General features: G+C 37.7%; 26 protein-coding genes and 1 pseudogene. 12 read left to right on the top strand and 15 right to left on the bottom strand.

The genetic code is table 11. The features are described from left to right. Positions 1-40: 40 nt before the first annotated feature. Genes MKZ11_RS03145 through MKZ11_RS03135 form a run of 3 tightly spaced genes read right to left on the bottom strand, consistent with a single transcriptional unit; the run spans position 41 to position 1,685 of the window. Positions 41-796 (bottom strand): ABC transporter permease, encoded by a 756-nt coding sequence (locus MKZ11_RS03145; RefSeq protein ID WP_340792605.1) that lies wholly within the window; start codon positions 794-796, stop codon positions 41-43. Continuing rightward, entirely contained in the window at positions 796-1,488 is a 693-nt protein-coding gene (locus MKZ11_RS03140) for an ABC transporter ATP-binding protein (protein WP_340792604.1), read from the bottom strand. The genes MKZ11_RS03145 and MKZ11_RS03140 overlap by 1 nt, the downstream gene beginning before the upstream one ends. 20 nt (positions 1,489-1,508) lie before the next feature. Continuing rightward, on the bottom strand, positions 1,509-1,685 hold the full coding sequence (locus MKZ11_RS03135) for a hypothetical protein (RefSeq protein WP_340792603.1): 177 nt from the start codon (positions 1,683-1,685) through the stop codon (positions 1,509-1,511). Positions 1,686-1,801: 116 nt separating this feature from the next. On the opposite strand from MKZ11_RS03135, the gene MKZ11_RS03130 reads away from it, so the two are divergent. Beyond that, complete coding sequence (locus MKZ11_RS03130) at positions 1,802-1,990, top strand: hypothetical protein (protein WP_340792602.1); 189 nt, start codon at positions 1,802-1,804, stop codon at positions 1,988-1,990. 269 nt (positions 1,991-2,259) lie between these two features. Here MKZ11_RS03130 and MKZ11_RS03125 read toward each other — a convergent pair whose 3' ends face one another. The 4 genes from MKZ11_RS03125 to MKZ11_RS03110 form a co-directional block, all read right to left on the bottom strand. After that, positions 2,260-3,045 carry an ABC transporter permease gene (locus MKZ11_RS03125; RefSeq protein ID WP_340792601.1) on the bottom strand — a complete coding sequence of 262 codons (786 nt, stop codon included), beginning with the start codon at positions 3,043-3,045 and terminating at the stop codon, positions 2,260-2,262. After that, positions 3,042-3,944, bottom strand: coding sequence for an ABC transporter ATP-binding protein (locus MKZ11_RS03120; RefSeq protein ID WP_340792600.1), 903 nt, complete (start codon positions 3,942-3,944; stop codon positions 3,042-3,044). Before MKZ11_RS03120 ends, MKZ11_RS03125 begins: the two co-directional genes overlap by 4 nt. Positions 3,945-3,962: 18 nt before the next feature. Next, a complete protein-coding gene (locus tag MKZ11_RS03115) occupies positions 3,963-4,640 on the bottom strand; it encodes a response regulator transcription factor (RefSeq protein ID WP_340792599.1) in 678 nt (225 codons plus the stop codon). Positions 4,641-5,574: 934 nt separating this feature from the next. Further along, positions 5,575-6,759, bottom strand: coding sequence for an IS256 family transposase (locus MKZ11_RS03110; RefSeq protein ID WP_340792598.1), 1,185 nt, complete (start codon positions 6,757-6,759; stop codon positions 5,575-5,577). A gap of 662 nt (positions 6,760-7,421) precedes the next feature. Between MKZ11_RS03110 and MKZ11_RS03105 the strand changes: the two genes are divergently transcribed. Beyond that, entirely contained in the window at positions 7,422-8,321 is a 900-nt protein-coding gene (locus MKZ11_RS03105; protein ID WP_340792597.1) for a M23 family metallopeptidase, read from the top strand. A 150-nt stretch (positions 8,322-8,471) separates the two neighbouring features. On the opposite strand, the gene MKZ11_RS03100 is transcribed toward MKZ11_RS03105, so the two are convergent. Beyond that, on the bottom strand, positions 8,472-9,053 hold the full coding sequence (locus MKZ11_RS03100) for an LOG family protein (protein ID WP_340792596.1): 582 nt from the start codon (positions 9,051-9,053) through the stop codon (positions 8,472-8,474). Positions 9,054-9,149: 96 nt separating this feature from the next. Here MKZ11_RS03100 and MKZ11_RS03095 point away from each other — a divergent pair, with 96 nt between their 5' ends. Beyond that, complete coding sequence (locus MKZ11_RS03095) at positions 9,150-9,470, top strand: MazG-like family protein (protein WP_340792595.1); 321 nt, start codon at positions 9,150-9,152, stop codon at positions 9,468-9,470. A 177-nt stretch (positions 9,471-9,647) separates the two neighbouring features. Here MKZ11_RS03095 and MKZ11_RS03090 read toward each other — a convergent pair. Further along, positions 9,648-9,863 (bottom strand): annotated as a pseudogene (locus MKZ11_RS03090) (type IA DNA topoisomerase); the annotation flags it as partial. Positions 9,864-10,490: 627 nt separating this feature from the next. Further along, positions 10,491-10,817, bottom strand: coding sequence for a potassium channel family protein (locus MKZ11_RS03085; RefSeq protein ID WP_340792593.1), 327 nt, complete (start codon positions 10,815-10,817; stop codon positions 10,491-10,493). Between the two features lie 213 nt (positions 10,818-11,030). On the opposite strand from MKZ11_RS03085, the gene MKZ11_RS25025 reads away from it, so the two are divergent. The 7 genes from MKZ11_RS25025 (at position 11,031) to MKZ11_RS03050 (ending at position 18,684) form a co-directional block, all read left to right on the top strand. Next, positions 11,031-11,495 (top strand): ATP-binding protein, encoded by a 465-nt coding sequence (locus tag MKZ11_RS25025; RefSeq protein ID WP_445326973.1) that lies wholly within the window; start codon positions 11,031-11,033, stop codon positions 11,493-11,495. Then, a complete protein-coding gene (locus tag MKZ11_RS03075) occupies positions 11,485-12,381 on the top strand; it encodes a hypothetical protein (protein ID WP_340792592.1) in 897 nt (298 codons plus the stop codon). Before MKZ11_RS25025 ends, MKZ11_RS03075 begins: the two co-directional genes overlap by 11 nt. Positions 12,382-12,617: 236 nt before the next feature. Then, a complete protein-coding gene (locus tag MKZ11_RS03070) occupies positions 12,618-13,427 on the top strand; it encodes an NUDIX domain-containing protein (protein ID WP_340792591.1) in 810 nt (269 codons plus the stop codon). 308 nt (positions 13,428-13,735) lie between these two features. Beyond that, positions 13,736-14,641, top strand: a complete 906-nt coding sequence (locus MKZ11_RS03065) for a hypothetical protein (RefSeq protein ID WP_340792590.1) — start codon at positions 13,736-13,738, stop codon at positions 14,639-14,641. A gap of 66 nt (positions 14,642-14,707) precedes the next feature. Next, positions 14,708-16,174, top strand: a complete 1,467-nt coding sequence (locus MKZ11_RS03060) for a nicotinate phosphoribosyltransferase (protein WP_340792589.1) — start codon at positions 14,708-14,710, stop codon at positions 16,172-16,174. Positions 16,175-16,295: 121 nt separating this feature from the next. Further along, positions 16,296-16,916, top strand: a complete 621-nt coding sequence (gene nadD / locus MKZ11_RS03055; RefSeq protein WP_340796900.1) for a nicotinate (nicotinamide) nucleotide adenylyltransferase — start codon at positions 16,296-16,298, stop codon at positions 16,914-16,916. Positions 16,917-17,301: 385 nt separating this feature from the next. Then, positions 17,302-18,684, top strand: a complete 1,383-nt coding sequence (locus MKZ11_RS03050; protein WP_340792588.1) for a catalase — start codon at positions 17,302-17,304, stop codon at positions 18,682-18,684. Positions 18,685-19,096: 412 nt separating this feature from the next. On the opposite strand, the gene MKZ11_RS03045 is transcribed toward MKZ11_RS03050, so the two are convergent. The 5 genes from MKZ11_RS03045 to yiaA form a co-directional block, all read right to left on the bottom strand. After that, positions 19,097-19,885, bottom strand: a complete 789-nt coding sequence (locus MKZ11_RS03045) for a DUF817 domain-containing protein (RefSeq protein WP_340792587.1) — start codon at positions 19,883-19,885, stop codon at positions 19,097-19,099. A 110-nt stretch (positions 19,886-19,995) separates the two neighbouring features. Continuing rightward, positions 19,996-20,217 (bottom strand): helix-turn-helix domain-containing protein, encoded by a 222-nt coding sequence (locus tag MKZ11_RS03040; RefSeq protein ID WP_340792586.1) that lies wholly within the window; start codon positions 20,215-20,217, stop codon positions 19,996-19,998. 10 nt (positions 20,218-20,227) lie between these two features. Continuing rightward, entirely contained in the window at positions 20,228-20,704 is a 477-nt protein-coding gene (locus MKZ11_RS03035) for a DUF2975 domain-containing protein (RefSeq protein WP_340792585.1), read from the bottom strand. A gap of 318 nt (positions 20,705-21,022) precedes the next feature. Then, positions 21,023-21,781: a GTP pyrophosphokinase gene (locus tag MKZ11_RS03030; protein WP_340792584.1), complete on the bottom strand. Its 759-nt coding sequence runs from the start codon at positions 21,779-21,781 to the stop codon at positions 21,023-21,025. 499 nt (positions 21,782-22,280) lie between these two features. Beyond that, positions 22,281-22,751: an inner membrane protein YiaA gene (gene yiaA / locus MKZ11_RS03025; protein WP_340792583.1), complete on the bottom strand. Its 471-nt coding sequence runs from the start codon at positions 22,749-22,751 to the stop codon at positions 22,281-22,283. Between the two features lie 1,742 nt (positions 22,752-24,493). Between yiaA and MKZ11_RS03020 the strand changes: the two genes are divergently transcribed. Next, positions 24,494-25,441 carry an ATP-binding protein gene (locus tag MKZ11_RS03020; RefSeq protein WP_340792582.1) on the top strand — a complete coding sequence of 316 codons (948 nt, stop codon included), beginning with the start codon at positions 24,494-24,496 and terminating at the stop codon, positions 25,439-25,441. Positions 25,442-25,454: 13 nt separating this feature from the next. Continuing rightward, entirely contained in the window at positions 25,455-26,327 is an 873-nt protein-coding gene (locus MKZ11_RS03015) for a tetratricopeptide repeat protein (protein ID WP_340792581.1), read from the top strand. Positions 26,328-26,992 lie beyond the last annotated feature (665 nt).

Here is a 26,992-nt window from a genome sequence, read left to right as displayed (position 1 = left end):
CGGTTATTTACGTATGCAATAAGTAGACTTGAAAAGCATATCAGTATTCTATTTTGCGTTTGCGTGTAAAAAGTAGTAAACCTATCAAAAACAAAATTGTGAATAGGATAAGATAGCTTATTAAACCTGTTATTGTAGCCATTGTAGGGTTATCATAGTATGAAGTTTGATCGACAAAATACATACATAAACGATATGCAAAAGCACCGGGAATAAAATAGCCTTGCGATGCTCCGATAAAGAAAACAGATCCAAAGCCATAAATCACACCAAGTACGCTGGTTACAATAATATTTCTTGACAGATTGATAACGATTGCTCCAGCTACAATGGTAATTGGCACTAGCAGTAAGACTTCAAGAAAAAATCCTTTTGTAATATCAATAAAACTTGTGGAGCTAGTTGTAATTTTCCCCAAGCCCATGAGAATAGGGAAGAAAATGACAAGAAACAGGTACATAAGCCCAGCAAATGCAAAGGCAATGATCATTCCAACAATAACTTTTGAAAAATACAGCTTTGTTTTTGAATAACCATAAGTAATCCAGTTGATGTAGGTTTGGTTCTTATACTCCTGATAGAATAAAGAGCCAATCAAAATAAATACTACCATAGGAAAGAACATTGAAAATTGGTTGTTGATGAAAAAGAACAGATCATCAAGAGGCTTTCCGCTTCCATTTAGGAACAGTCCCAAGCTGCCAGTCAGTACTGGAATAAGCGTAAGCAGCAGCAACATTAGCAAAAACCATTCTCTTTTGAGTTTGCGAAATTCATTTATGATTAAGATTTTCATTATGCATCCTCCTTTTGATCAGAGGTCATAATGTCCTCATACAGCTTTTCTAAATCCTGTTCATTTTCAAAAGTGTTCTGCATGGTTTTGATGATTTGCCCGCCACGAATAAAAATCAATTCATCTGCAATTGCTGCTATTTCAGTAAGATTGTGACTTGATACCAAAATACAATGTTGGGGGGATTTTAGCTTATCTTTAAGCAAAATCCGAATCTCTTTAATCCCCATCGGATCAAGCCCATTGGTCGGCTCGTCAAGAAGCAGATATTTAGGCGCGCCCAGAAAAGCGCGGGCAATACCTAAACGCTGCTTCATACCAAGTGAAAGCTGGGAGAATTTCTTTTTTCTCGCACCCCATAAATCTACTTGTTCCAGTGCACTTTGAATATCTGGCTGTTGCAGTTTCAGATATTGTGAATGAAGCTGTAAATTCTCCATGACAGTCAGATTGTTGTAAAAAGTAGGATATTCAATCAGACTACCAAAATCAAGGGTTGATAATAGTTGATTAGCTGAAGTTATTTTTCCAGAATAGACAGTTAGACCAAGCATAGACTTGAATAAGGTTGTTTTCCCCGCACCATTCGGACCAAGAAGTCCATATATTTTCCCTTCATTCAATTGTAAATTGATGTTGTCCAACAAAGTATATGCCCCTATGGTCAGGCTAACATTTTCAATACTCAGCATGAAATGATCCCTCTATTCTCTTATTGTGTAAACAGAAAAATGGCAAAGGTGATAACGTAAATCACTAATGAAATACCTACCCATTTCGCATTGCCCTTCAGCCCACTTAGCCCATCTTTTAATAAACCGCTAACTGCAGCCAGTAGCATAGAACCTAAAGCTAACATGGCGATCACGAAACAAATGTTACTCAACATATTCTCATCTCCTATTGCTTTATCGTATCTAAAAAGATTATGAACTTTTTAGGGAAAGTCTAAGGAAAGTGTAAGGATAAAAAAAGAGCTGCATTTTCACAGCTCTAAATGAAAATATGAAGTTTTACGATTACCATATAGAGGATTCTTTCGGAAAAAATATAGTTATTGAAAAAGTGTTGTCCTCCAATGAAGCTGTTATATTGCCACCCGTCTTTTCAATCAGTCTTTTTGCAATTGCTAGACCTAACCCGGTTGTTTTTTTACTTGGGCGACAAGGAGGCAATTATACGAGTGTTTTCTAATGTCATATAGGATTTATCGGTTGTGTAAAATCGGTCAAAAATGTGGGCAATATCTTCTGCTACAACGGTATTGGAATGATTGGAAAATGAAATATTATATCCTTGGTTTCCCTGTTTAGAGTTGATGACATAACTTCCTTTGCCATAAAGTAAAGCGTTTTTGAAAAAAAAGGCTTTATTCCAGATATTAGTATCCCTAACGAACCATTTAAGTGCAGAAAGTAAGTAGACACAAACAATAGTTGCAATAAACGAATAGGTTATCAGTATCATAACTTGCCCTTTTCCGAATTTTTAATATCAAAATGGCAGAAAGTAGTTCTTGCCACAGCAATAGATATTATAAAATACAAAGTAATTGTAACAATGATGCGGCCAATATTGTGTGGGATTTGTTCTATTTGCAGACCGTTTGAAAGCCCTACAATCCAATATTGATATAAAGGATATGACATATCCAAAGCTGTTCCAATCTTTGTTAAATGCAACCACAGCACTACAAGCAGAAGATAATTAACACAACAACTTATCGTGCGATTGCGCAACAAATAGCAGACCATCAAAACAAAAGCAGTATAGGCGCCAAAGGATAAAAACTGTATGGAAAGATATGTTCCTATCTCGAAAACAGAAATGCCTACCTCAGAAATATTAGCCCACATAGTAAAGATCACAGCATAGGCAAAGACAAGGCATATTAAAAAATAAAGCATCATTGCATACAAGCAAGACAAGAGTTTTCCCAAAAATATTGCTGTTCTTTTCACACCCTTTGACAGCAATACAGGGTATAATTCTTGCTTAAAGTCACTTGTTACATGAACAATCAAAAATAATAATAAAGGGGAAATCATACTGTAATCTGAAAATAGGTATTCTGTGAATTCTGCAACAGAGGGGGAGACGAGGTTTCCTGCTTTTCCAGGTACTCGAACATAATCGTGATTGTAAGATATAGCCAACGCTAAGACAAAAAATAATGCGAGGGATAAACAAAAAATAAATATTTTGCTCTTGCGAATGCGATATAGCTCGCTTTGGAAAATAGCAATCACCCCTTTTTCTCTCCCATCAAATTTGTAATGTATATTTCTTCATCTTCCCCAGTAATAGAAATTTCATCAACTATTATACCTGCCGATACCAAACTGGTATTTATAAAACCGGATTTCTCCATAACCCCAAATACACGAATTACATCATCTGAAAGAATTTCGTATTCAGGACAAACTTTTTCTAAAATAGAAGTTGCTTCTGTCGTTTGTTTAGTACGAATTTTTACGCATCTATTGCAGCGTTCTGAAAGCACTGCTGCCGTGAATTCATCAATAATCATTCCATTACTGATAATTCCATAGCGAGTAGCTATTTTGGAAACTTCTTCATAACTTTGTCCGGTCAAAAAAATTGTAAGATTTTCTCTTTTGGATAGTCGAAGTAAAAAATTCGAAATGAAACTTTTTTCGATTGCGTCCAGCCCGCTTAAGGGTTCATCTAGTAGCAACAAATCTGGTTTCCCTAATAGTGCAACAGCAATACTTAATTTGCGTTGGATCCCAAAGGGAAGCTTCCTCACTTTTTTTCTTTCAGTTATATCTATATCTACTGACTTTGACAGTGAGGTTATAGAGGAAGCAGACACAATTCCAAACGCTTTTGCATAGTACTCCAAATTCTCTGCAATGGTGAAATTCATATTAAGGGCTGGCATTTGCGGAACATAACCTACTCGGGCGTATTCGCTTTGAACATCTGTATTATCAAAGAAAGTAAAACTACCAAAGGTCGAAGCGATAGAACCCGTCAATACTTTTAATAGGGTGGATTTTCCCGAACCATCGCGGCCTAATAAAGCGTAAATGTCCCCAGTCTTTACTTGCAATGATACATCCCTAATGCCATCAGATGACGCAAAAATCTTTGATAATGAATTTGTTTGTAGTATGGTAGGCACCACTTTACCCCTTTCAGTCTACTGCATTTTGAAACCCAATCCCCATACCGTTTGAATATAGGTTTCATCAGGGATGACTTTACTGAATTTTTTTCTTAAATTACCGATGTGGACATTGATGGCATTTTCTTCTCCTTCAAAATTCTCATTCCATACGCTTTCGTAAATAATATTTTTTGTAAATACTCTGCTAGGGTTTGTCATAAGTAGCTTCAAAATTAAAAACTCATAGCGTGTAAGGGAAATTTGCTCATTTTCAATTTTAACTTCCAAGGTTGTACTGTTCAAAGTTAAATCCTTAAAATGCAAAATTTCTTGCGGTGCTGTATTTCCTTTTTGATATCTTCGTAACACGGCTTCAATTCTTACAAGCAATTCTTTATTATCGAAGGGTTTTGTTAGATAGTCATCAGCTCCACGACGAATAAGATTGACTTTACTATCAGTATCTGTTTTTGAAGAAACACCGATAACAGGTGTATCTGAAGACTCCTTTATCTGTTCTAAAACAACTTCGCCGGACATGCCAGGCAGCATTAAGTCTAGCAAAATTAAATCAAAGCTCTGTTGCTTTAATAAGAGAATAGCTTCGGTTCCTGAATATGCTGTTGTGGTGTTATAACCATTTTGAAAAAGCAGTTTCTTTATCATGTCGCTAATCAGCGTATCATCTTCTACAATTAAAATATGCGTCATTCTCTCACCACCTGTCTTTGCTATTTTGTTCTACAGTCAGTCGGATTCTTAGTGGCTATGGGAACAACCGACAATTTCCGCTTTGAAATAGCCCATTGGATACATCTTCTTTCATAATAGTAGGCTACCATATGCCACGTAACTTTACATTTTTCTCCTATCTTATTTTATGAAAAATCGAGCTTTTGTTATTCAGTATCCATTATTCAGAGTGAACAGAGGGGAAACCATTAAGATTGATTATAATATCGCAACGTTATGTATTTTTTTGTTTCATAACTCTGTACTTCAATTTTGCACTATACAAGTGACTTATTGAAGTAACTGTATGATAGTTAAATTAGGATTTCTGTGATAAAGGCTTCTACATTAAAAAGACAAAAAACACTTGGAAAACCAAGTGTTTTTTGTCTTTTTCCATACTTCAAAAGGTACTCACTCAATAAGAAGATTTCTATATATAACACTACTTTTACTATTATTCATTAAATCTTACAGGTATAAGTACCAATTAACAAAAATACATCAAGTGGCATTATTCATTGCAATGTACTGTTTTTAATCATCATATTTTATAGGGTAAAGTATTTATAACTAAAAGTTAAACAAACTTTACTTTAAGTATGAAATATATTACACTCATTTTATAAGAGGTGAGTAAAGATGACATTAAACAATGAAAGAATGATTAAGAACAGAATCGTTATCTTAAGAACCAAAAGAGGTTTATCACAAAGAGAGAGGTTGCTGATAAATTGGGAGTGAGTAGACAGATGGTTCTATCTCTTGAAAATGTAGATACAATCCGGCTTTAAAATTAGCGTATGACATCTCACTAATGTTTGGAGTAGATTTACACGAAGTTTTTCAATGGGGAGTGTCAATATTTATGTGTAAATGACAATCCAACCTCTTCTTAAAGATCATCACACTTTTATTCTTTCACTTCAAACAACTCAGCCAGCTTTGCACGTGCTTGATCGAAACCGATATGGCATCGTACGGCGAAGCGTTGGTTGTACTCTTCAAACTGCGAGACTAGGAAGCGTTCGAGTGCTTCTTCATTCGGAAACTGTTCTTTGCGCTTTGTATATTTCTTGATTTGCTTGTTAAAGGACTCGATTAAATTCGTTGAGTAGATGCTGCGCCAAATTGCCTTTGGAAAGTTATAGAAGGTAAGTAGATGATCATTTGTAGCGAGTGATTTTGTTACCTTTGGATATGATTTGTTCCACTTGGAACAGAAATTATCTAACGCGACTTGCCCAGCTTCCTGATCATCTGCTCGGTAAACTGTTTTGAAGTCATCGCAAATCTCAGCACGATCTTCGACACGTACTTTATGTGAAATATTGCGTGCCACATGCACTAAACATGTTTGGAATTGCGCTTTAGGAAATACGCTTGTAATCGTGTCAATCATGCCTGCTAAGCCGTCTGAAAGGAAGAGAAGGACTTCTTCTACGCCACGCTCTTTTGTTTCCAGTAAGAGCTCTTTCCAATTGAATGCTGATTCTGTTGGAGCGATTGTGTAAGCAATTACTTCTTTTGATCCATCTTCGCGAATGCCCACAGCTATATAAACAGCTTCTTTAGAGACCGTTTCACGTCGAACAGAAATATAGGTTGCGTCTAAATAAACACAGACATAGCGCGCACTGAGTTTCCTTCTATTAAAGGCTTCTACTTGTTCGCCCACTACCTGTGTCATGTTAGAAATGGTTTGACGTGTGTAATGATGACCGTACATTTTCTCGATTAAATCTGCGATTTCCGACATGGTAACGCCTTTTTGAAACATGTGAATGACAAATGATTCGAGTGTATCGTTTGACCGCTTATAAGGCGCAACTGTCTGTTGTTTAAAATCACCGTTGCGATCACGGGGAATCGTAACTCGGAGGTCACCATATTCCGTGTGTAGCGTTCGGTCATACGAACCATTACGTGAATTCCCTGAATTAAAGCCTATTCGGTCGTATTTTTCATAATCTAAAAAAGCTGTCAGTTCAGTAGTCAGTAAACTATTAACCGCTGTTTCTAAATGCGAACGAAAAACCTCGGTAATATCTTGTTTTTGTACTAGTGCTTGAACAATATCTGTTGTAAACTGAGTCATAGGGAAGGCCTCTTTTCTAGGATTGGTTGTGGTGACTTAATTCTACCAAGAAAAGGTCTTCCTTTTTGTAATTATTCATTTACACAAGATATTTTACACTCTCTTTCAATGTGAAGTAGCAGAGGAGTAATAAATTATAGAAATGTTATTAGCTACTTTGAGTATTATTTATGTATTACTATTCTTTATTGCGTAATTTATTTCGTTGAAATTTGAATTGGGTGAAAAAATAAAGAAGAACGTGGAAAAAGCATTTCAAATAAATTGTAGGGATCGTATTCCCCTTAATGCCTCTTGGGGGGGGGGGGGGGGGGGAATCTCAGGATTAATGATTCTTCATGCAATTATCATAACAGAATTAAAAGGAAAATATTAACTCGGGAAATTTGCTCACATAAAACATATATAAAGAAACTGAGATTGGTAGAAGGTGAGTTGTTGTGTGAATATTTGCATGTGGGTTTTGTGTTATGAATTGTATTTCTTACACCCTTGACTTTAGCAAGAAAGGGCAATTGTATATACATTCATAAGAGTTACCGAAGGAAAGGTTGCTCTCATGGCAAGATACGATAATAAGGATGAAGCATTACAAATCAACGGGTTAGAATGAATAAGATAGAACCTCATAAAAAAGACTTTGTTTTAAGGAGGCGATGTAAATGTTAGTTTCACTTATTTACTCACTAGGTATGTTGATTGTTTTACCCATTGTATTTATTATCACCCTTTGGAAAGCATCATTTAAAAGCAGGTTGGAATGGTTATTAGATGCATTGACGTCCACTGCATTAGTTGTTTGGATATTTCAATCAGGAAATTGGAGTTCGGTCGGGTACTATTTCCGTTTTCTTTTATTCGCTGTTCTCATTATAGCTTTGGTTATTTCTTGGAAAAAAGTACGGACTTTACCCTTTAGAATAAAATATAGCACCAATCAAAAAGTTACGCTTGGTGTTTATACATTCTTATTATTTATGTTTGGTATGTATAACGTATTTATCATTACTAGTTATACAACTGATGAAGCAGCGATTGAATTAACTTTTCCTCTTCAAGATGGTACTTACTATATCGGACAAGGTGGAAATAACGTACAAATGAACTATCATCAGGCACATCCGGCTCAAAAGCACGCTTTAGACATTCTTAAATTAAATAAACTTGGCGCACGAGCCAATGGTCTTTATCCAAAAGAACTTAAAAAATACAAGATTTACGAAGAGGATCTATATAGTCCTTGCAATGGAAAAGTTGTCGAAGTACAAAATGAGTTGCCTGATCTTACACCACCAGAAGCTGATCCAGAAAACCCGACAGGTAATTATGTCGCTTTATCATGTGAAAATACGGATGCAATTCTTTATTTAGCGCATATGCAAAAAGGTAGTGTGACAGTAACTCAAGATGAGATTGTAAATGTAGGTAAAAAAATTGGGCAAGTAGGGAATTCAGGGAATACAAGTGAGCCCCATTTGCATATTCATGCTGAAAAAAATGGGGTAGGTGTACCTATTCAATTCAATAATCGATTTCTCGTGAGAAATAGTTTAATGCGCTAACGATGGAGTTCCTGCGTCTATCATTTGAGGGCACAGGCACTCATTTATCACACCCATATTTGTTTGAATCAAAGCGTTTAGTTTAGTGACTGTCACCTTTGCATTCAAAATCATAAGTACAATCTATATAGGTCTGTTGTTTTTGAGCGATTAAGTCTGTTTTTCAGTAATATAAGATTTAACGGATGGTGGTTCATAATTAATAAACTGATCAAGTAGATCATTTGGTTCTACATCTACAAGTGCCATAGAACGATATTTTTCATGCAAAAACTCTTCATCAGACATATGGTTAAATAAAGCAACAAGGGGATCATAATAATGATTAATATTTAAGAGTCCACAAGGTTTATGATGAAGTCCTAACTGAGCCCAAGTGAAAATCTCAAAGAATTCTTCTAATGTTCCTGGCCCGCCTGGCAAAGCTATAAACCCATCGGCAAGTTCTGCCATCTTTGCTTTTCTTTCATGCATGGAGTCCACTACAATTAGCTCAGTTAGGTTATTATGAGATATTTCCCTTTTTTCTAGAAAATCTGGCATGATTCCAATTACTTTCCCACCCATTTCTAGAACAGAATCTGCAACCGCCCCCATAACTCCTACACTTGCACCCCCATATACAAGTGTAATATTGCGTTTAGCCAGTTCTTTACCTAGTTGTTTTGCTACTTCGACATAGACAGGAGATGCTCCATTACTTGATCCACAAAATACAGCTAGCCTTTTCAATATATACACATCCTAATTTAGTATTCTTTCTTAGATAGCATACAAAAATTCCGATAATTTGTTAAGCTTAATCTATTATACGAAAGGTGGATTCACATGAACGTAACTGAATTTCAACAATGGGTAAGAGAATATTATGAAGCAAGGGGCTGGTCTGAATTAGATATATTTATTCGTATCGGCTTTTTAGCAGAAGAAACGGGCGAGGTCGCGCGGGCTATTCGTTCCCTTGAGATTGGCAGAGATAGACCAGATGAAGTGTGTAGTTCGTTTGAAGAGAATAAAAAGGAGTTAACCGAAGAATTAGGGGATGTGTTAGGAAACTTAATTGTCATTGCGAACAAGTACGATATCCCTTTAGAAGAAGTATTTCATGTGCATAAAAAGAAACTATCGGAGCGCTATTCCAATACATAAATTAATAATAATCTTTTCGACCTTTTTCCAGTCTTCAACCAACTGTACTTGGTCCTTAGATACAAACCGTCCCTATATCACCACTATTAACTTTAGTGATTATCTTTGTCTCTTCATGTTCTGCAACAGGCATGAATTGCATAATGCAACGGTTTTTTATGGCTGTCTAAAGCGTTACGGTAAAATGGCAAGCGACCATTTGGCCCATTTCGGATCGTACTCTTTTGGTTCCTTCAATTCGACAAGGTGGCCGACTCCCCATGTAATGTACGCACCTTCTGAAAAAATAGGGGAGGGCAATAACTCTAAATAACCTTCATGCCTTCGCACAAAAAAAGCGTCCGCATATGCCTTCGCTTGGCTTGGTTTTTCGGCTAGGAAGACCGGTTTCATGAGAACACCTCTTTGATTTCAATAATAGAAATGCTAGTTCTTATACTACTAGTATCTCATAAATGAAGGGTGTTATCTAATGCGCAAATAGGGTCTATGATGTAAACAATTATAAAGGAACAAACTAACTAACTGGTTTATTTGTTGGGCTTTACCCATGCAATAAAGCATTTGCAAAAGATTTGTTACAGAATGCATTTAATTATTGACACTCCCGCAATGGAAAACAAGGAAAATGGATTGGTTATTATACAAATACGAAATTGTTACAATAAATAAGAGGCATACTACTCAGTATCCATCTTTAATATTGTTTTCGGTTTGAGTTAAATAGAGCAGTCTGCCCCTTTACGTCAACTACATGCTTAAGGGGTAACAGAACCTAGAACGAGCTTTCTTCCTTTTGTACAACATATGACCTCATTTACTACTACAACATTAAATTTTTTCACAATATACCACAACAATTAATCATTTGTTTCTTTAGCAAACGCGTCCTTTTGTTTAATAAAATTACAGAAGGGTATTCAGCTACACTATAAGCAGATATAGGTACCAATTAAGCTTTTGAATTGGAAATTGCTTTTTAGTAAATCAGTTTTTAATTATAGTAGAGTTTACTGGAAATTAATTTGTTTTCTTATCGATTTGTATTTCTTCTTCTTTCTCAATGTTTACTACAGCTCGGCCAATGATAATCAATAACATGAACATTACACCAACGCCGACAATGAGATAAATCATGGTAAACCATTTACTTAAAACTGTTTCGGGTACTAACCCAGTATTGACACCTGTTGGGATGAGGCTAACGAATGAAAAATAGAATGAATCGAGTAATGACCAACCTTCAGCACCTTTATAAAACATCGTACCTGATAATAAGATAATTGATAGCGTCGCAATTAGTGACTTAAAAATAGGTTCTTTAATGATTTTAACAGTCGCTGACATTAATCTCCTTAAGGTTAAAATAAATGAAATCACATTACTACTCCTTTGTTTTCTATTGCGTAGTTTTATCCTTTATTTCGCGTAAGTTGAACTTATAACAAGGGTCGTGTTTATCAATCTGATAAGTTCATGTTACTTAGGGACTACTGAACAACCCAATTATGCAATTCGTTCTGGTAGTCTGCTGTAAAAATAAAACCATATTCTTCGGAATTGAAACATAAAATCGGAAGTTTCTCCATCACGGGGCGGCTCATTATCATCATTATCATTCTTCCCATAATCATCGCGTTTAAGCCTGTCCAGAGCGATGGATTCGTTGAGTTCATTGATCATTTTTGCGTAGGTAAACTGGAGGCAGTGGCGTTTGTAGCTTCCAATATTTTTTGGGGGATCGAATTAGCGGATGATAAGAAGCTGCAGGAACGTGCATATTACGGAAAGGTCGTCACGGTAATTGAGAACACTGGATCGCCCATTCCGGAGAACGATTTGAGTCGTGTGTGGGATCAATTCTACCGGGTTGAGCATTCGCGGGATCGTAAATCTGGAGGGACCGGACTGGGACTCGCGATTGTCAAACACATCATGGAACTCCATGATAGTGAGTTCGGAAATAAAGGCGTCGCATTTTCTTTTACCCTATATGAAAGCAGAGGAGAACCCCATGAATACTAAAAAAAACGGCTATATCATTTCAGTTCTTTGCGTGCTTCTTTTGACAAGTGGTTGTGCCATGAAATCAGAGTCTGAAGCATCAGACGCGAAGCCATCTGAAACCAACCAAGGCAATGCCACCAAAACAGAGGACGCTTCAGCGGATTCAGAGAATGAACTATTAATTATTATAGATCAGACTCCAAAACCAATAGAGGGAAATAGTTTCGATTTCGTAGTGAAACAGGTCCCAGAAGGATACGCGTTAGCCGAAATACAGTGGATTTCCAAGGATAACCGGATTGTAAATTCGATTCAAGAGGCCATTGAACACGGAGCTAATGGAGAAGATGGATTTTACATTAGTGGGGATGGACAATTCTCGGGTTTCATATATCCGGATACGATGAGGGGCGAAGAAGGTCAGGTTGTATTTCTATTCAAAAATTCCGAAGGCAATGAGTTAACTTGGAAAAAGAAAATAACATTGGGTGCGTCAGCAAGTTCTCAGGAAGGCGGTAAGAATGAAATTGTCGTTGAGAATCCGCAAGATACGTTGGAGCAATATATGCAGGCTATCGCTAATCTGGATGCTGCAAAGTTGGTCGAGTTATACGGCGGTAGCTATCAAGGACTCATGAACTTATTTCCTGAAACAGACCCTAGTGACAAGCGGGGATTAATTGATCAATATTTGAAGCGAATACCTAAACTTTCACTGAAAGAAATTGTTGATCAGACAGAAGTAAGCAAGGACGAATATACATTTGTGATCACGTTAAAACAGGAAGACGGAACCTTGTTCCAGACAAAGGAGTTTGACACAATCACCGATAAGTTTACTTACACAGTTAAACGAGTCGATGGCAAGCTGAAATTGATGGAACTTCCTCCCTACCAGGCTTAGTTTGGTGTTAATCTTGATGAATTCAAACGAAATTTGACATCATTATAATTAGTGATGTCAAGTTTTGTGATTATTTTGGTGTGTCGTACATAACTTTTTATTCGATATTGATGAACCTTAAAACCAAACTAATAGATATGAATGTTTTTCTTGCTTTTATTATTTACCTGATATATAATTCAATTAACAGTTTGGTAATTGTTAATTGGAGAGTGGGAAAAAGGAGATGAAATCGGATGTCTACATTTAAAACAGAAGAAGAAGCACTACAACAGTATGATTCGAGTCAGTACAGAACGCCGGATGGGTATACAAGTGATATTGCGATATTTACGTTAATCCCAAATGAGGAATCGACTGTTGAAAGTCAATCGGCCTCTACTCACTCATTAGCTTTGATGTTGATTAAGCGGGCAGCGTTCGATGCAGAAGGTGAACCTAATATCGAAGGCGGAAAATGGGCTTTACCAGGAGGGTTTATCCATCCAGAAGAAACAGCTTACGAAGCGGCTAAGCGGGAACTAAAAGAAGAAACTGGTGTAGACGGCATTCACATCGAACACTATGGTGTGTATGACAAATTAGGTAGAGATAAACGCGGATGGATCATATCTAATGCTCATTACGCAATTGTTCCTGAAGAAAACATCGAAAGCAGGGAAGCTGCTGATGATGCAGACGATGTTCAATTATTCACGATTGATGAAGTCTTTGCGTTAGACTTGGCTTTTGACCATTACCAAGTGATTAAAGATGCTTTGGAAGCCGTTCGAAAAGATGTGTTTCAAACAACGGTGGTTAAAAACTTTTTAACAGAAGAATTCAAGTTGGAAGATTTGCGCCAGGTGTTGCTTGCGATTATTAATGACCCTGTTGTGAATAGTAAGCCTGGGTTCTTTAGGAAAGCACCAAGTCTGCCTTTTATCGTAGAAGCGTTAGACAAAAATCAAGTTCCTAAAACAGCAGAACCGACAAGCACTACGAAACGACCAACTAAATTATACCGATTTGTAGATGTAGACATTACCCCTTCGATTTGGCGCTGAATGTGTGAATGAGTATGTACGTGAACGTGTGAATCAATGAAACATGAATGCCTCCTGTTGCAGGCGAGGGCACTGAAAAAGTTCTTTTTTATAGTAAGAACTAGTTGATTGTAGTGGAAAGCGTCCGCTCGGAACGGAAATCAACGGAATTGAAGGAAATAGGACTTTTTCAGTGGCTTCTTGCAGGCAATAAGGCGTCCAAAGTTTATCTTAAATTAAAGAAACGGTAGTAGATTTTATTTCTCCGCATAACAATTAACAAATATATAATCGTTAATTTAAATCAAGACTAAAGGAGTGTGTTGAAAATGATGAAAACCAAATTTGAGGAAATCGTTGATGTTTCAAGGGTAGGAAGTAAGAATACGAAGGGATTAAATGAATTACTGGTCCTTGCGAATGCGGAGAAAATGACACCTTCAAGTGAAGATGTTGAAAAGGTGTTATTCATTGGGATTGATTTTCAAAATGACTTTATGGAAAACGGAGAATTAGGTGTTCCAAACTCCCATAAGGATGTTGAACGTGTAACTAATTTCCTTTATCAAAACCTAGATAAGGTGACGACGATTGCCTTGTCGTTAGATACACATGAATTGCATCAATTATTCCATGCGAGTTGGTGGGTGGATGCAGAGGGGAAACATCCTGTTCCATTTACAGTCATCACCAGAGAAGATATTGAAAAAGGAAAGTGGATGGCTGTAGAAAAAAATGAAAGCTTGGCGTACATTGTTCACTTGGAGCGTTTAGGAAAAAAACAATTGTTGATATGGCCTTATCATTGCATAGAAGGGACACATGGTGCGGCCTTAGAAGGTCAGTTTTCGAATATGGTTCACTTTCATTCCTTGATACGGCAGTCCAGCATACAAAAGATTGTAAAAGGGCAAGACCCATTAAGCGAAATGTACGGCATCATTAAACCGGAGTATGCCGAAACAGATGGAACAAATTATGCGTTTCTCCATTCCCTACTCGCTTACGATAAAATTGTTATCGCCGGGGAAGCAAAATCTCACTGTGTATTGGAATCCGTTCGGCAGATAGTCGAGTACTACGTAGATAAGCATGAATTGCTATCAAAGATTTATTTGTTGGATGACTGCATGAGTCCGATCCCTGGTTTTGAAGAATCAACAGAACATGCATGTAAAGAACTTCAAAAGAATACTGGCATTCATATTGTGAAATCAACCGAATTCATGTTGTAGAAATAAACAAAAGAAGCGGCACTGTTAAAGAGACGATGCCACCACCTTATGAAGGAGGAATAGTAAATGACTAAAAAATATCAAGATGATGGGCTAGCACTACACACGGATTTGTACCAAATTAACATGGCGGAAACGTATTGGGAAGATAATATGCACGACAAACGAGCGGTGTTTGAACTCTATTTCCGCAAGTTGCCTTTTGAAACGGGTTATGGGATTTTTGCAGGATTGGAACGAATCATTGAATTTATTCAAGACTACCGTTTTACAGATAGTGATCTTGCTTATTTACGTGAAGAATTGGGTTATGAAGAAGATTTCTTGGCCTATTTAGAAACGGTGCGCTTTAATGGAACGATTCGAGCAATGAAAGAGGGAGAATTGGTTTTTGCGAATGAACCGATTCTACAAGTCGAAGCAAGTTTAGCGGAAGCTCAGTTGATAGAGACAGCTCTCTTGAATATTGTAAATTACCAAACCCTCATCGCGACAAAAGCAGCACGCATCAAACAAGTGGCAGGAGAACAACCAGTAATGGAATTTGGAACGCGACGTGCACATGAGTTTGATGCGGCGGTGTGGGGAACAAGAGCGGCGTATATTGCTGGATTTTCCGCAACGAGTAATGTGAGAGCCGGTAAGATGTTTGGTATCCCTGTTTCTGGAACACATGCACATTCTATGGTTTCAGCGTATAAAGATGAATACAAGGCATTTCATAAATACGCTCGTCGTCATAAAGAATGTACGTTTTTAGTGGATACCTATGATACGTTGCGATCTGGTGTACCGATCGCAATTCAAGTAGCGAAAGAACTGGGAGACAGCATTAATTTTAATGCGATTCGTTTAGATAGTGGCGACTTGGCTTACTTATCAAAAGAAGCTCGAAAAATATTGGACAAAGCAGGATTTAAAAAAACGAAAATTGTTGCTTCAAACGACTTAGATGAAAAAACCATTATGAACTTGAAGGCACAAGGAGCGAAAATTGATGCGTGGGGTGTCGGAACAAAAGTAATTACCGCATTTGACCAACCTGCTCTGGGTGCTGTTTATAAATTGGTAGCGATTGAGGATGATAAAGGTAATATGGTTGACACAATTAAAATATCTGGAAATCCAGAGAAAGTAACGACGCCTGGATTGAAAAGAGTATATCGTATTGTGAATACGGTGAATAATCGTGCTGAAGGTGATTATATTGCTATGATAGATGAGAATCTGCAAGCGGAAGAAAAGTTAAAAATGTTCCACCCGACCCATACGTTTATCTCGAAGTTTGTGACGAACTTCGAAGCCATCGAATTACATCAGGACATTTTTGTAGAGGGGGAACTTGTGTATGTGTCCCCATCTATACAGGAAATTCAAGCGTATGCTAAAGACAATTTAAACCTCCTGTGGGATGAATATAAGCGTACCTTGAATCCAGAACAGTATCCTGTGGATTTAAGTCAGAAATGTTGGGATAATAAAATGAGAAATATTCGTGAGGAACGAGAAAAAGTACAGGAGCTAAATAGCTAATGAAGAAATACAAAATTACACGTTGGAGGAATGACTTATGATGCAAAAGACAGAAAAACTAAAAGCACATCTTCAAGAGCTAAATCCTGGGAAAGACATCAAGAAAGTGTTTGAAAAAGGCATGAAAATCGGTATATACGGTTCTTCTTTCGACCCTGTGACCAACGTTCATTTGTGGACTGCCTCAACAGTGGCACATCGTAAAAAATTGGACTATGTTATTTTTCTACCTTCATCTAACAAACGGTTAGATAAACAAGTGCAAACGCAAAACAAGCATCGAGTGGAAATGGTTAAGTTAGCAATTGAAAATAATCCTAAATTCATCTTGGATGATTACGAACTAGAAGTATTACCAGGTGATCACTATACGTATTACACAATGGAGTATTTCAAGGAAGCGTTCCCTGATGCAGATTTTTATTTCATCATGGGTGCTGATTTGTTGGTGGATATCGGAAAAGGAGAATGGCGATTGGCGGAAGAGTTAATAAGTCGAAATAAATTTATCGTGATGGCTAGAAACGGGATTGACATTCTGAGCACGATTTCAAAATCACCTATTCTGCGAAATCATGATGATGGTCGATTCCAATTGTTAGATAAAGGACTAGCGATGGAAATAAGTTCGACGTATATTCGAGAAGAATTTGCAATGGGGGGAGAACCGCAGTATTTATTGCCAGGCTCTTGCTACGAATACATTAAAAATAATGGTCTTTATCAAACAGTTGTCGACTGAAAATTGAGGAAGATGGTTTTCTAAATAGCCTACGTGACGTCTGACAGAAAAAGCATCTGCATACGCTTTTCCCTCGCTTGGTTTTTTGGCTGAAATTATCGCATGAATGATAGCACCTCTTTCATTCATGCGATAAAATCGTATTATATATCCTTGTATTATCGTATAAATGGGAGAGGTTATCTAATTAGCAAGTAGGACGAATAACTAATCCAATCAAAAGGATTTGAACAAACGTGTTTGTTTGAAATGTCACGTTTGTAAAGAATGGCAATACATTTTCTGTGGTTATCCAGATGTATGAATTCATAATTGTATGGAGCCTCACATAACTAATAGTGTACCTTTGGGAATTAACTTGTGGGTACAGGAGGCAGGAATAGCTATGAGAGAAAACAATGGAGGGGAATCAGGTTCTTCCACGCATCTAAACAGAAATGCATCAAAATTTTGGGCTGAGGAAATGCATTCACAGACTGTAGGTGAAAGAGGTCCTGTACTGGAGCAGGACAGTATTTTACATGAAACATTGGAGACCTTTGTCCATTCAACAATTTTAGAAAGACCAGTGCATGTTAAAGGCTTTGGTGCTTTTGGTTACTTTGAGACTGTGTATTCTATGGCAAACTACACAAAGCTCTGCTTCTTACAAAATCCTGGGCAGCGAGTTCCAGTCACGGTGAGGTTTTCGCTTGCTGTAAGCAATAAAGGTACTCCGGATACCTCACGAAATGTGCGTGGATTTTCTACTAAGTTTTATACTGAAGAGGGTATTTTTGATTTGGTCTTCAACCATATTCCTGTATTTTTAGTACGAGATGCTATACGTTTTCCAGAGACCATTCAAGCTTTTTTACCCTCGCCCGTAAATAACTTGATGGATCCCGAACGGTTCTGGAGCTTCATAGCCAGAGCGCCAGAATCAACCCATTTTGTTGTTCGGCTTTACTCTGATGCAGGCACAGTAAAAAGCTTTCGCCACATGCCGGGTTATGGTGTGAATACCTACGTTTGGAAGAACGGGGAGGGGGTACGCAGTTATGTAAAATATCACTGGGTTCCTTATGCTGGAGAGCAGTATATAGATGCTCAAGAAGCCGCCCGATGGAATGGCGAGAACCCAGATATTGCAGGTCAGGATTTGTATGATACCCTAGCAAAGGGAGAGACTGTTGTATATGGGCTTTATGTGCAGCTTATGAATCCGAAAGATGAAGCCACTCTTCCTTATGATCCATTGGATGATACAAAAGTTTGGGATAAACAGCAGTACCCTCTGATGCCTGTTGGCCGCTTGACGTTGAACCGCAACCCGGATAACTATATGGAACAAGTGGAGAAACTGGCATATTCACCGTCCAATCTTTTGGAAGGGGCCGAATTATCAGATGATAAGATGCTGCAGGGACGCGCCAATATTTACTCGGATTCCCAGCGGCGGCGGCTTGGACCAGATTTTCGCAAAATACCTATCAATCATCAGGAAGACTGGACACCAGCAACACAAGTGACAAGCGGCAACGGCAGATTTGTGGAGGGGCATCTTGAACGATCCAATTTGCCAAAACCGGATGATTTTACGCAAGCCGGGCAATATTATCATGCTCTTCCCCCTGAGCAACAAAATCACCTAGTAAATAATCTTTCTGCTGATCTTGCCGGCATATCCCATGAAACGCGACGCATTGTTTTGACGTATCTGTACAATGCATCGCCGGAAATGGGAGAACGGGTTGTCCGACAAATTGAAATGCAGACAGAGGGTTAATTCGATAACCCGACAAGGGTAAAACTTTTAAAGTACTCGTCTATATATGTTGAACCAAGCGTGTTGATTTAGCGTAAAAAGACAATGTAATACAAAAAGAAACCCTCTTTTTGTAAAATGAAAGTGCGAACATTCAAATACAAGGAGAGGTGTTTCTTATGAAAAAGAATATTATATTTGCAAATATGATTCAAAAAATTATTTCCTTGAAAGAGCTCGATTTGTTGTAAAAGGTCATCTCCCCTGGGTGGTCCAACATGGCGAACCCTTGGGCATCAAGTTACATATCAGTTATTCTCCTGAAAGTGAGATGCTCCTACACGTAATTGAAAGTACAGGGCTTAAACACGATGGACCAGTTGAAGAAAAGCTAGTGGACCCGCGCTTTGTTCAATAGGGTTCTTAACAGTTATTAAAATGGACTAGCATCTACCTTGGTGGAACTTTTCCCCTTAACCTGTTTTAACGTCGCTACTATAAGAAAGCTAACAATCACTAACAAGAGCCATGAACTTACCTTTCCTAGATGGACGAGACTCCATGCGTCGGTTTGGTTTGGGTATTCCCAAGCCCCAAAGAACGTTGCAATATTTTCGGCTATCCATATAAAAAGTCCGATGAGCACAAATGAAAATGCGAGCGGCATACGGTAACGGGTTCCGACAACCTCGTATGTGACCCATGATTGCCAAAAGACGATAATTACAAGTCCAGATAACCACCAGCGAACATCGATCCAATAATGGTGGGTGAAAAAATTCAAATAAATAGCAGCTGCAAGGGGCACAACTACCAAAAATGGTGGCCACTTAACCAGTTCAACCTTTAACCTCCGCCACGCCTGGCAAAGATAACTCGCTACACTCGCGTACATGAAGCCACTATATAAGGGTACTCCAAAGATTTTAAAATATCCTTCTTCTGGATAAGACCAGGAGCCCATATGTACCTTGAAAAATTCAAGAGCAAGTCCAATAAGGTGGAATAACGTGATAACCTTTAGTTCATCCCGTGTTTCAAGACCAGAACGCACCATCCACCACTGCATTAGAAGGAAGATAATGAGCAGCCAGTCATAACGTGGAAGGAGGGGAAGTGGGATGAATTGTGTAATAGCTAAAGAGGCAAAAATCACGACAGGAAACAAACATGATAGCGCCTGCTCCCAACCAAAACGAACGAGTTGTTTTAGTGCTCTCATGATTTGTGCCTCCACTTTTGAACGGTTAAATTCATGAGTAACTCCCCTTTTTTGTAATAACGGAAAAAGAAGTCATTCTTTTTCTTTCCGCATTAAACACTGACAATTCATTAAATTTGAGTGTCTTTATTACTTCGGTATTCTAAAATATCTCCAGGCTGACAGTCTAAAGCTTTACAAATCGCTTCTAAAGTTGATAATCGAATTGCTTTTGCCTTTCCATTTTTCAGTATGGAAATGTTAGCCATTGTTATTCCAACCCTCTCCGAAAGTTCTGTCACGCTCATTTTCCTTTTAGCCAACATCACGTCAATATTGATTATTATTCCCATTGTTTTCACCTCAGACTGTTAAATCATTTTCTGATTTTATATTAATCGCTTCTTGCAAAAGCCTTTGTAGAACGGCAGCAAAGACTGCGATAACCATTGAAGCAAAAGCAGGAACCATTCCAACTATGATAAGACCAGGTGCATCATCTAGATCTGCAACGAGAAATACAAATGGCATAATGACTATATACAAAATACTAATCGTAATTGCACAAAATTTGATATTCTTAAGAGACTTAACAGACAACTCAGAGAAAGATTGGTTCTTGTCAATATAGCTTAAAAGTTTAAAGGCCTGATACAATGCAATGAAAAACGGTAAAGCTGAAACATACATAACTATTAAAATGGGATATAGTATATAGGCATAATCCGGGTTTACTGGATTACTGGCTAGCTTATATAACCCAAATATACACAAAGCAAGAACTGGGATTCCCATTAGAATAACAGCCATCCTTAAAAATAGTGTTGAACCTCGTTTCATAAAAAGCACCTCACTTATTTATTATTAATTTTATTTTAGCACCAGATTTATCGAATTGCAATAAAATATTATCGTTTTTTGTTATGAACTTATTGTTATAAACATATCCTTTTAGTTTTAGACAAAGATTGTACAAAAGTTTTTACTAAGTATCCAATATCAAAGTGGAAATCATGGTTTATCCCATATAAAATGAAAAAACTGTTTGCCCCATACTTGGGAACAAACAGCATCTTCCAACAGTTCACTTTCAAACCCATCTCCCATTCATGATTGAAAACGAATGGCGTGCGCTTTAAATGAGAACCGAAATACCAGCTATACTTTAGTCGGGCTAATTTTGCTACTTTCATTCATCATTTCCAAAAATTTAAGCGGAATATTGAATTCATTTTTTTCATTAAAAAGAGTTGTGGTAAACTCTTCATCCATTCGTTTAATTTCATTGATTTCTTTATGAAGATTCGCCATCTTTTGGTCTAATTCGTTGGCAGATTCCGCAGCTTCTTTCAACTCTTTCGTTATTTTTTCAGGGACAGATTTGTTGAACTTATAAAAGATTTTATGTTCCAGACTTGCCCAAAAGTCCATAGCAATTGTCCTGATTTGCATTTCAACAAAGACGTGCTCTACCCGATCTGTCATAAACACAGGAATTTTTAATATCAAATGAAGACTCCGGTAACCATTGGGTTTGGGATTTTGTATGTAATCTTTATACTCAATCACTTCAATATCCTTTTGCTTTTGAATCATTTCACTTAGTTTATAAATGTCAGAGTTAAAGGAACAGTTAATACGAATTCCTGCGATATCCCGCATATTTTCCTTTATGGAAGACATGGACAGTCCGATATCTTTACGAATCGCCTTTTGTATAATGCTTTCTGGTGTTTTCAAGCGGGTATTAATATGTTCGATGGGATTATATTCATGTATTAATTGAAATTCTTCTTCCAATATATTGATTTTTGTGCTGACTTCGTCTAACGCAAATTTATAGGCTAGCATGAATCTAGTCATTTCTTTTTTTAGATAAGTCAATTGGCTGTAGTCTAGTTCATTTTTCAGTTTCAAAATAAATACCTCTTTTCTTTGCCTTAATAAATCATAGCACGAATGAAAAAATCCTCTGAACTTGAGTTCAAGTTATTTTAGCCTTTTCAAGGAATATTTGCTGTTTCGTTCACCCTTTGTTCAAAAAAAGTGAGATTTACATAAGGTCCCATTCGCGTCGCATAAAATTGTGTATAAACAATAAGTTGCGCTTTTCTATATCTATCAGGTTTGAAAAATTAAAAAGGAAACAGGTCCTCACTAAAAGGACCTATTAGGTTTTAATATGTCAGATCAAATGTTGACCGGGAAACTCAAATTGTATTCATAGCTAACTTAGCGCACCGAACAATCGGATTGCCTAAAAAAAAACTAACCGAAATAATTTTCTTATTGTAGAAGGCTAATGCTTTTATTTGGATTGACCGGTATTTTTTTACAAGCAAAAACCCCGTTCTAGATTCAGAACGGAATTTTGCTTGTTTCATTAGATAAAACCATCAAATTAACGGATAGTGACTCAATCTATTTCCCTTGCTTTTTGTGTATCTCTAACATTTTTCTGAACTGTTACCGCTGCAAATATACTAAGAACAAAAGCCATACCATAAAACCCTTTTTCGCTTAAGATAATACTTCCTGCATTATATAAACCGATAGCCATTAATAAAATAGATATAGTAAGTGCAAACCAGCTAATGCCATAATAAATGTTCGTAACTGGGATTCCTTCCTCTTTATCTCTTACAGCTTTTTGTAAGGATACAGCCGAGTAGAGTCCGAATATTAAAATTGCAAAGTAATATCCTTTTTCATTCAATTCCATGGCTGCATTATACAAACCTAAGAGATAAGCTGATACACCTATTAATAGCGCTACCAAGGAAGCTCCTTTGAAAGCTGCAGTGGGTTCTCCATGTTTTCTTTCTACTTTCATAGTTGAATCATTTTGTCTTTCCTTATCGAATAACTCTTCATGATCAGTAGCCATTGAATGTTTCCCCTCCCCTATAGACAATCATATCCAACCGAGTGTAAATCGGCAATGCCTTTTGTAATATTCCATCCTTTCTCTAAATTTTATCTTTAGTAGCCCTAATCGAAGAAAATGATAATTGGACTGTTGATAGGGATTTTAGTTGGGTTTGACGTTTTCTATATCGTGCGTGGTCAAATGCTATAAATTTTGAATTAAAGAATCCCATTGAATCTGCTGTGGCGCTCAATAATGAGAGAGTTGTAATTTGAGGTATGGATTGTAGATCGCTTGGCGCTTTGGGGATGCCTTTCGCTGTAAGCCTGGATTAGCGCTTCGCATCCAGTCTTACGGCTTCGGCGACCCCTTTGCCGCGCCCGCGCTAGGGTGTTCATTATCGAGAGAAATGTGATTTTTGAGATGTATATTCCGAGATTATAAGGTGATTACGTTTTGATAATATATAAATTGAAATAAAGAATTACTCTGAACCGCTACGGCGCTAGGGGATGCCTCCCGCCATAAGCCAAGCAGCTACGCCGCCAGTCTTATGGCTTCGGCTACCCCTGCTAAGGCGCCTTCGCTCAGTTTATATACCGGATTCAATAGTTCAATATATAGAATTAGAGTCAAGAAAGACACACTCCAGATTGCAGATTTCATCACAGCTAATGAAATGCGCTCTCTCACATAGACCATCCAGCGAAGGCGCGACTTCGTGGTAGCCGGAGCGATAAGACTGAAAGTGCTCTCCTTTCCGGCTTATCGCGGGAGGCATCCACAAAGCGTCGAAGCGATATTAGCAGGAATTCTAATTCATTCCACATATATTGGGACATTCGTTGATCACATTCGCTCGATTTATGGCACTCCAGATTGCAGGTCTCATCCCCGAAAACGAAATGCGCTTTCACAAATAGACCATCCACAAAGCGTCGAAGCGTAATTAGTAGAAATTCTGATTCATTCCTCATGTATTGGGACATTCGTTGATTACATTCGATCGATTTATGGCACTCCAAGTTATAGGCCTCATCCCCGGAAAAGAAATGCGCTTTCTCAAAAAGATCATCCAGCGAAGGCGCGACTTCGTGGTAGCCGGAGCGATAAGACTGAAAGTGGTCTCCTTTCCGGCTTATCGCGGGAGGCATCCACAAAGCGTCGAAGCGGTATTAGTGGGAATTCTAATTCATTCCAAATATATTGGGACATTCGTTGATCACATTCGATCTATTTATGGCACTCTAGGTTGTAGTCTCATCCCTGAAAACGAAATGCGCTTTCTCACACAGAGGCCATCCAGCGAAGGCGCGACTCCGTGGGAGGCATCCACAAAGCGCCGAAGCGATATTAGCAGGATATCTAATCCATTCCTCATGTATTGGGACTTTCGTTGATCACATTCGATCGATTTATGGCACTCCAGGTTGTAGGTCTTATCCCCGAAAACGAAATGCGCTTTCTCAAATAGACCATCCAGCGCAGACGCGGTATAGTAGGATTTCTGATTCTATCCATTGTAAAGCGCCTATGCCGTATTCACTTGTTTAACGGATATAGTTTGAAATTTGATTGCCAGGCTTAGAGACAATTATGATTTGCCTCTGTGCTTGGCAGTTTTCGCTGTGTTGCAACTTTATACCCACGTTCTTTGGGCTCATAGACGTTTTTTAGGCACTATTCTAAAATTAATATATGGAAATATTTGATTATTTATATTTCAACAACTAGGATGATTTTGTGCAAAGGAGCCTATTATGACGAATGACTATGAAGGAAAACGAAAACAACTAAAAGTGATTCAATTTGACAAAGAGAGAAATACACTTATTGAAAAGACAGAGCCGAAGGAAACGTTTGCCGATGTTGGCGGTTTGGAGGATGTTAAGAAGAAAATTCAGATGAACTTCATCCTTCCACTTAAAAATCCAGAGTTTTTTAAAGCCTATGGCAAAGAGGCTGGGGGAAGTTTACTGCTTTACGGACCACCGGGTTGTGGAAAAACGTTTTTGGCAAAAGCGATTGCGGGTGAAATAAATGCCAGTTTTCTACATTTGGAATTACAGGCAATTTTGTCCATGTATGTAGGGGAAAGCGAGCATAATCTCCATGATGTATTTGAAGCAGCGCGAGAAAATAAACCGTGCGTCTTATTTATTGATGAGTTGGATGCAATTGGTGGAAATCGGCAAAACATGAGACAACATCATGAGAGAATGCTTGTCAATCAGTTGCTCCTTGAGCTGGATGGTCTAAATTCTCATAATCATGGCATCTATGTCATTGGCGCAACAAATACGCCGTGGTATTTGGATTCTGCATTACGGAGACCTGGCCGTTTCAATCAGCTGCTATTCATTCCACCACCAAGTGAAACGGAAAGAGAAGTCATCCTAGAATTAAAACTAAAAGACAAACCTCAGTCTTCGCTAAATCATAAAAAAATTGCTAGTAAAACAGAACATTTCTCTGGGGCTGATCTTGGCCAACTTGTCGGGGATGCAATCGAGTCCGCATTACACCGTTCGTTGGAATCGGGTGAACTACAACCGTTAACGAATGAGGATTTAAGTGGAGCATTGAAGCAGCGGAAGCCGACGACTTTGGAATGGTTTTCCACGGCTAAAAATTACGCCACCTTCAGTGATGTGAATAAAGATTATCAACATGTGCTTGATTATATAAAAGAGAATAGAATTAGATAGGTTGTGAGTTGCGATGGACGAAGAAAAACAATATGCACAACTCATGCGGATTGAACAATTGTGTGAGTGGAGTCGTTTTAAAGATGCCATTAAAGAGACGGAAAACTACATTCAACAATACCCCGAAGATGCGGATGGCTATGCGTTGCTCAGTAAAGTCTACTTAATGTTAGATGACTTTGAAAAAGCTTGGTATTGGTCACAAGAAGCATTAAAGAAAGAGCCGGAAAATGAGGTCGCATGGGAGGTTAGGGTATCGACGCTTTACACAGAAGGTAAATATGATGAAGCGATGGCTGCGATTAAAGAGGCTTTAACGATTTACCCCGAAGAAGGCCATTATTATTTTTTGAAAGGAAATATTTATAATCAGCGCGGTAATTATAAGAAAGCGAAAGAAAGCTTTATCGTTGCCTTAAAATTTGAGACTTCTAATGCACTCTATCTTGCAAACTACAGTTATGTTGAAAGTATATTAGGAAATCAAGAGCTTGCTCTTCAAGCGGAAGAACGAGCATTGGAACTAGAGCCAGAAAATCCGACTGTTTTTATGTATTTAGCTTGGGCGGCTGATCAAAGGGGAGATCATTTAAAGTCATTGCATTACTTGGAAAACGCGGTCCGATTGAAACCTGACAATCGCCAATTAAGAGAAGAGTACTTGGAAATTTTACAAAAGCAATATAAAGTGTACCGATTTTTCTTGGTGCCGTCTAAACTGTTAACAAAAGTAAAACCGGTATATGCATTCTTACTTTGGATTGTGGCCTGGATTTCATTTAAGCCACTTGTCGTTGTATTTATTATTTTATATGTCGTGGCTCATTGGACGACGAAAATCATTGTCAATTTAAAAGTGTTTGGTCGGGTAATTGTAAAGGCATGAAAATGTGCATTAATGAACACATGTAAAAAAAGGTACCTGAGTTACTCTGATGTTTTTGATGTGCAATATCCAGCGGTTCATTTTGTGCTACATCAAGGTGAATATACGACTATTTCCAATTGGTTTAAAGAGGGGCGCGTAGACTTTGGCTTTGTTAAGCCAACCTTTCGGGGAATTATGATTAACAATTGAATAATGGATTCATACAGTGAATCCAGGTAGTAGAATGAGAATAAACTTTATTGTTAAAATCCATTGACAATTCCGAAAAGGAAATGGTATCCTCAAGTAGTTAGATTTACAAAAAAGAAGGAGGTACGGAAAAGATGATTAAACATGTATATTCTATCCGCAACTTTATAGTCATCCCGTGCCAAAACGATCTTTCTGTTAACTAATTAGAATCGGAATGGCATATGTTCTGCCATTCTTTACTATGAGCACACGCTTATTTTAATAGGCGTGTGCCTTTTTGGGTTCATTTTAAATGGAAATTGGTGTTTTCACGCATTGCGTGTTGCATAAATAAAAAGAAAAGGAGTGCTGACCATGTTTTATGTAATTCAGCAAAGAAAAGTATTGAAAAAGGAATCTACAGAGAGTGGATAGTGAAAGATTTTAATACTTTAAGAATTAATTAAAAATAAGATTGAGGAGGAGAATAA

The organism is Sporosarcina sp. FSL K6-1508 (assembly GCF_038007465.1).
Taxonomy (GTDB): Bacteria; Bacillota; Bacilli; order Bacillales_A; family Planococcaceae; genus Sporosarcina; species Sporosarcina psychrophila_B.
This window is presented reverse-complemented; position numbering and strand designations above follow the sequence as displayed.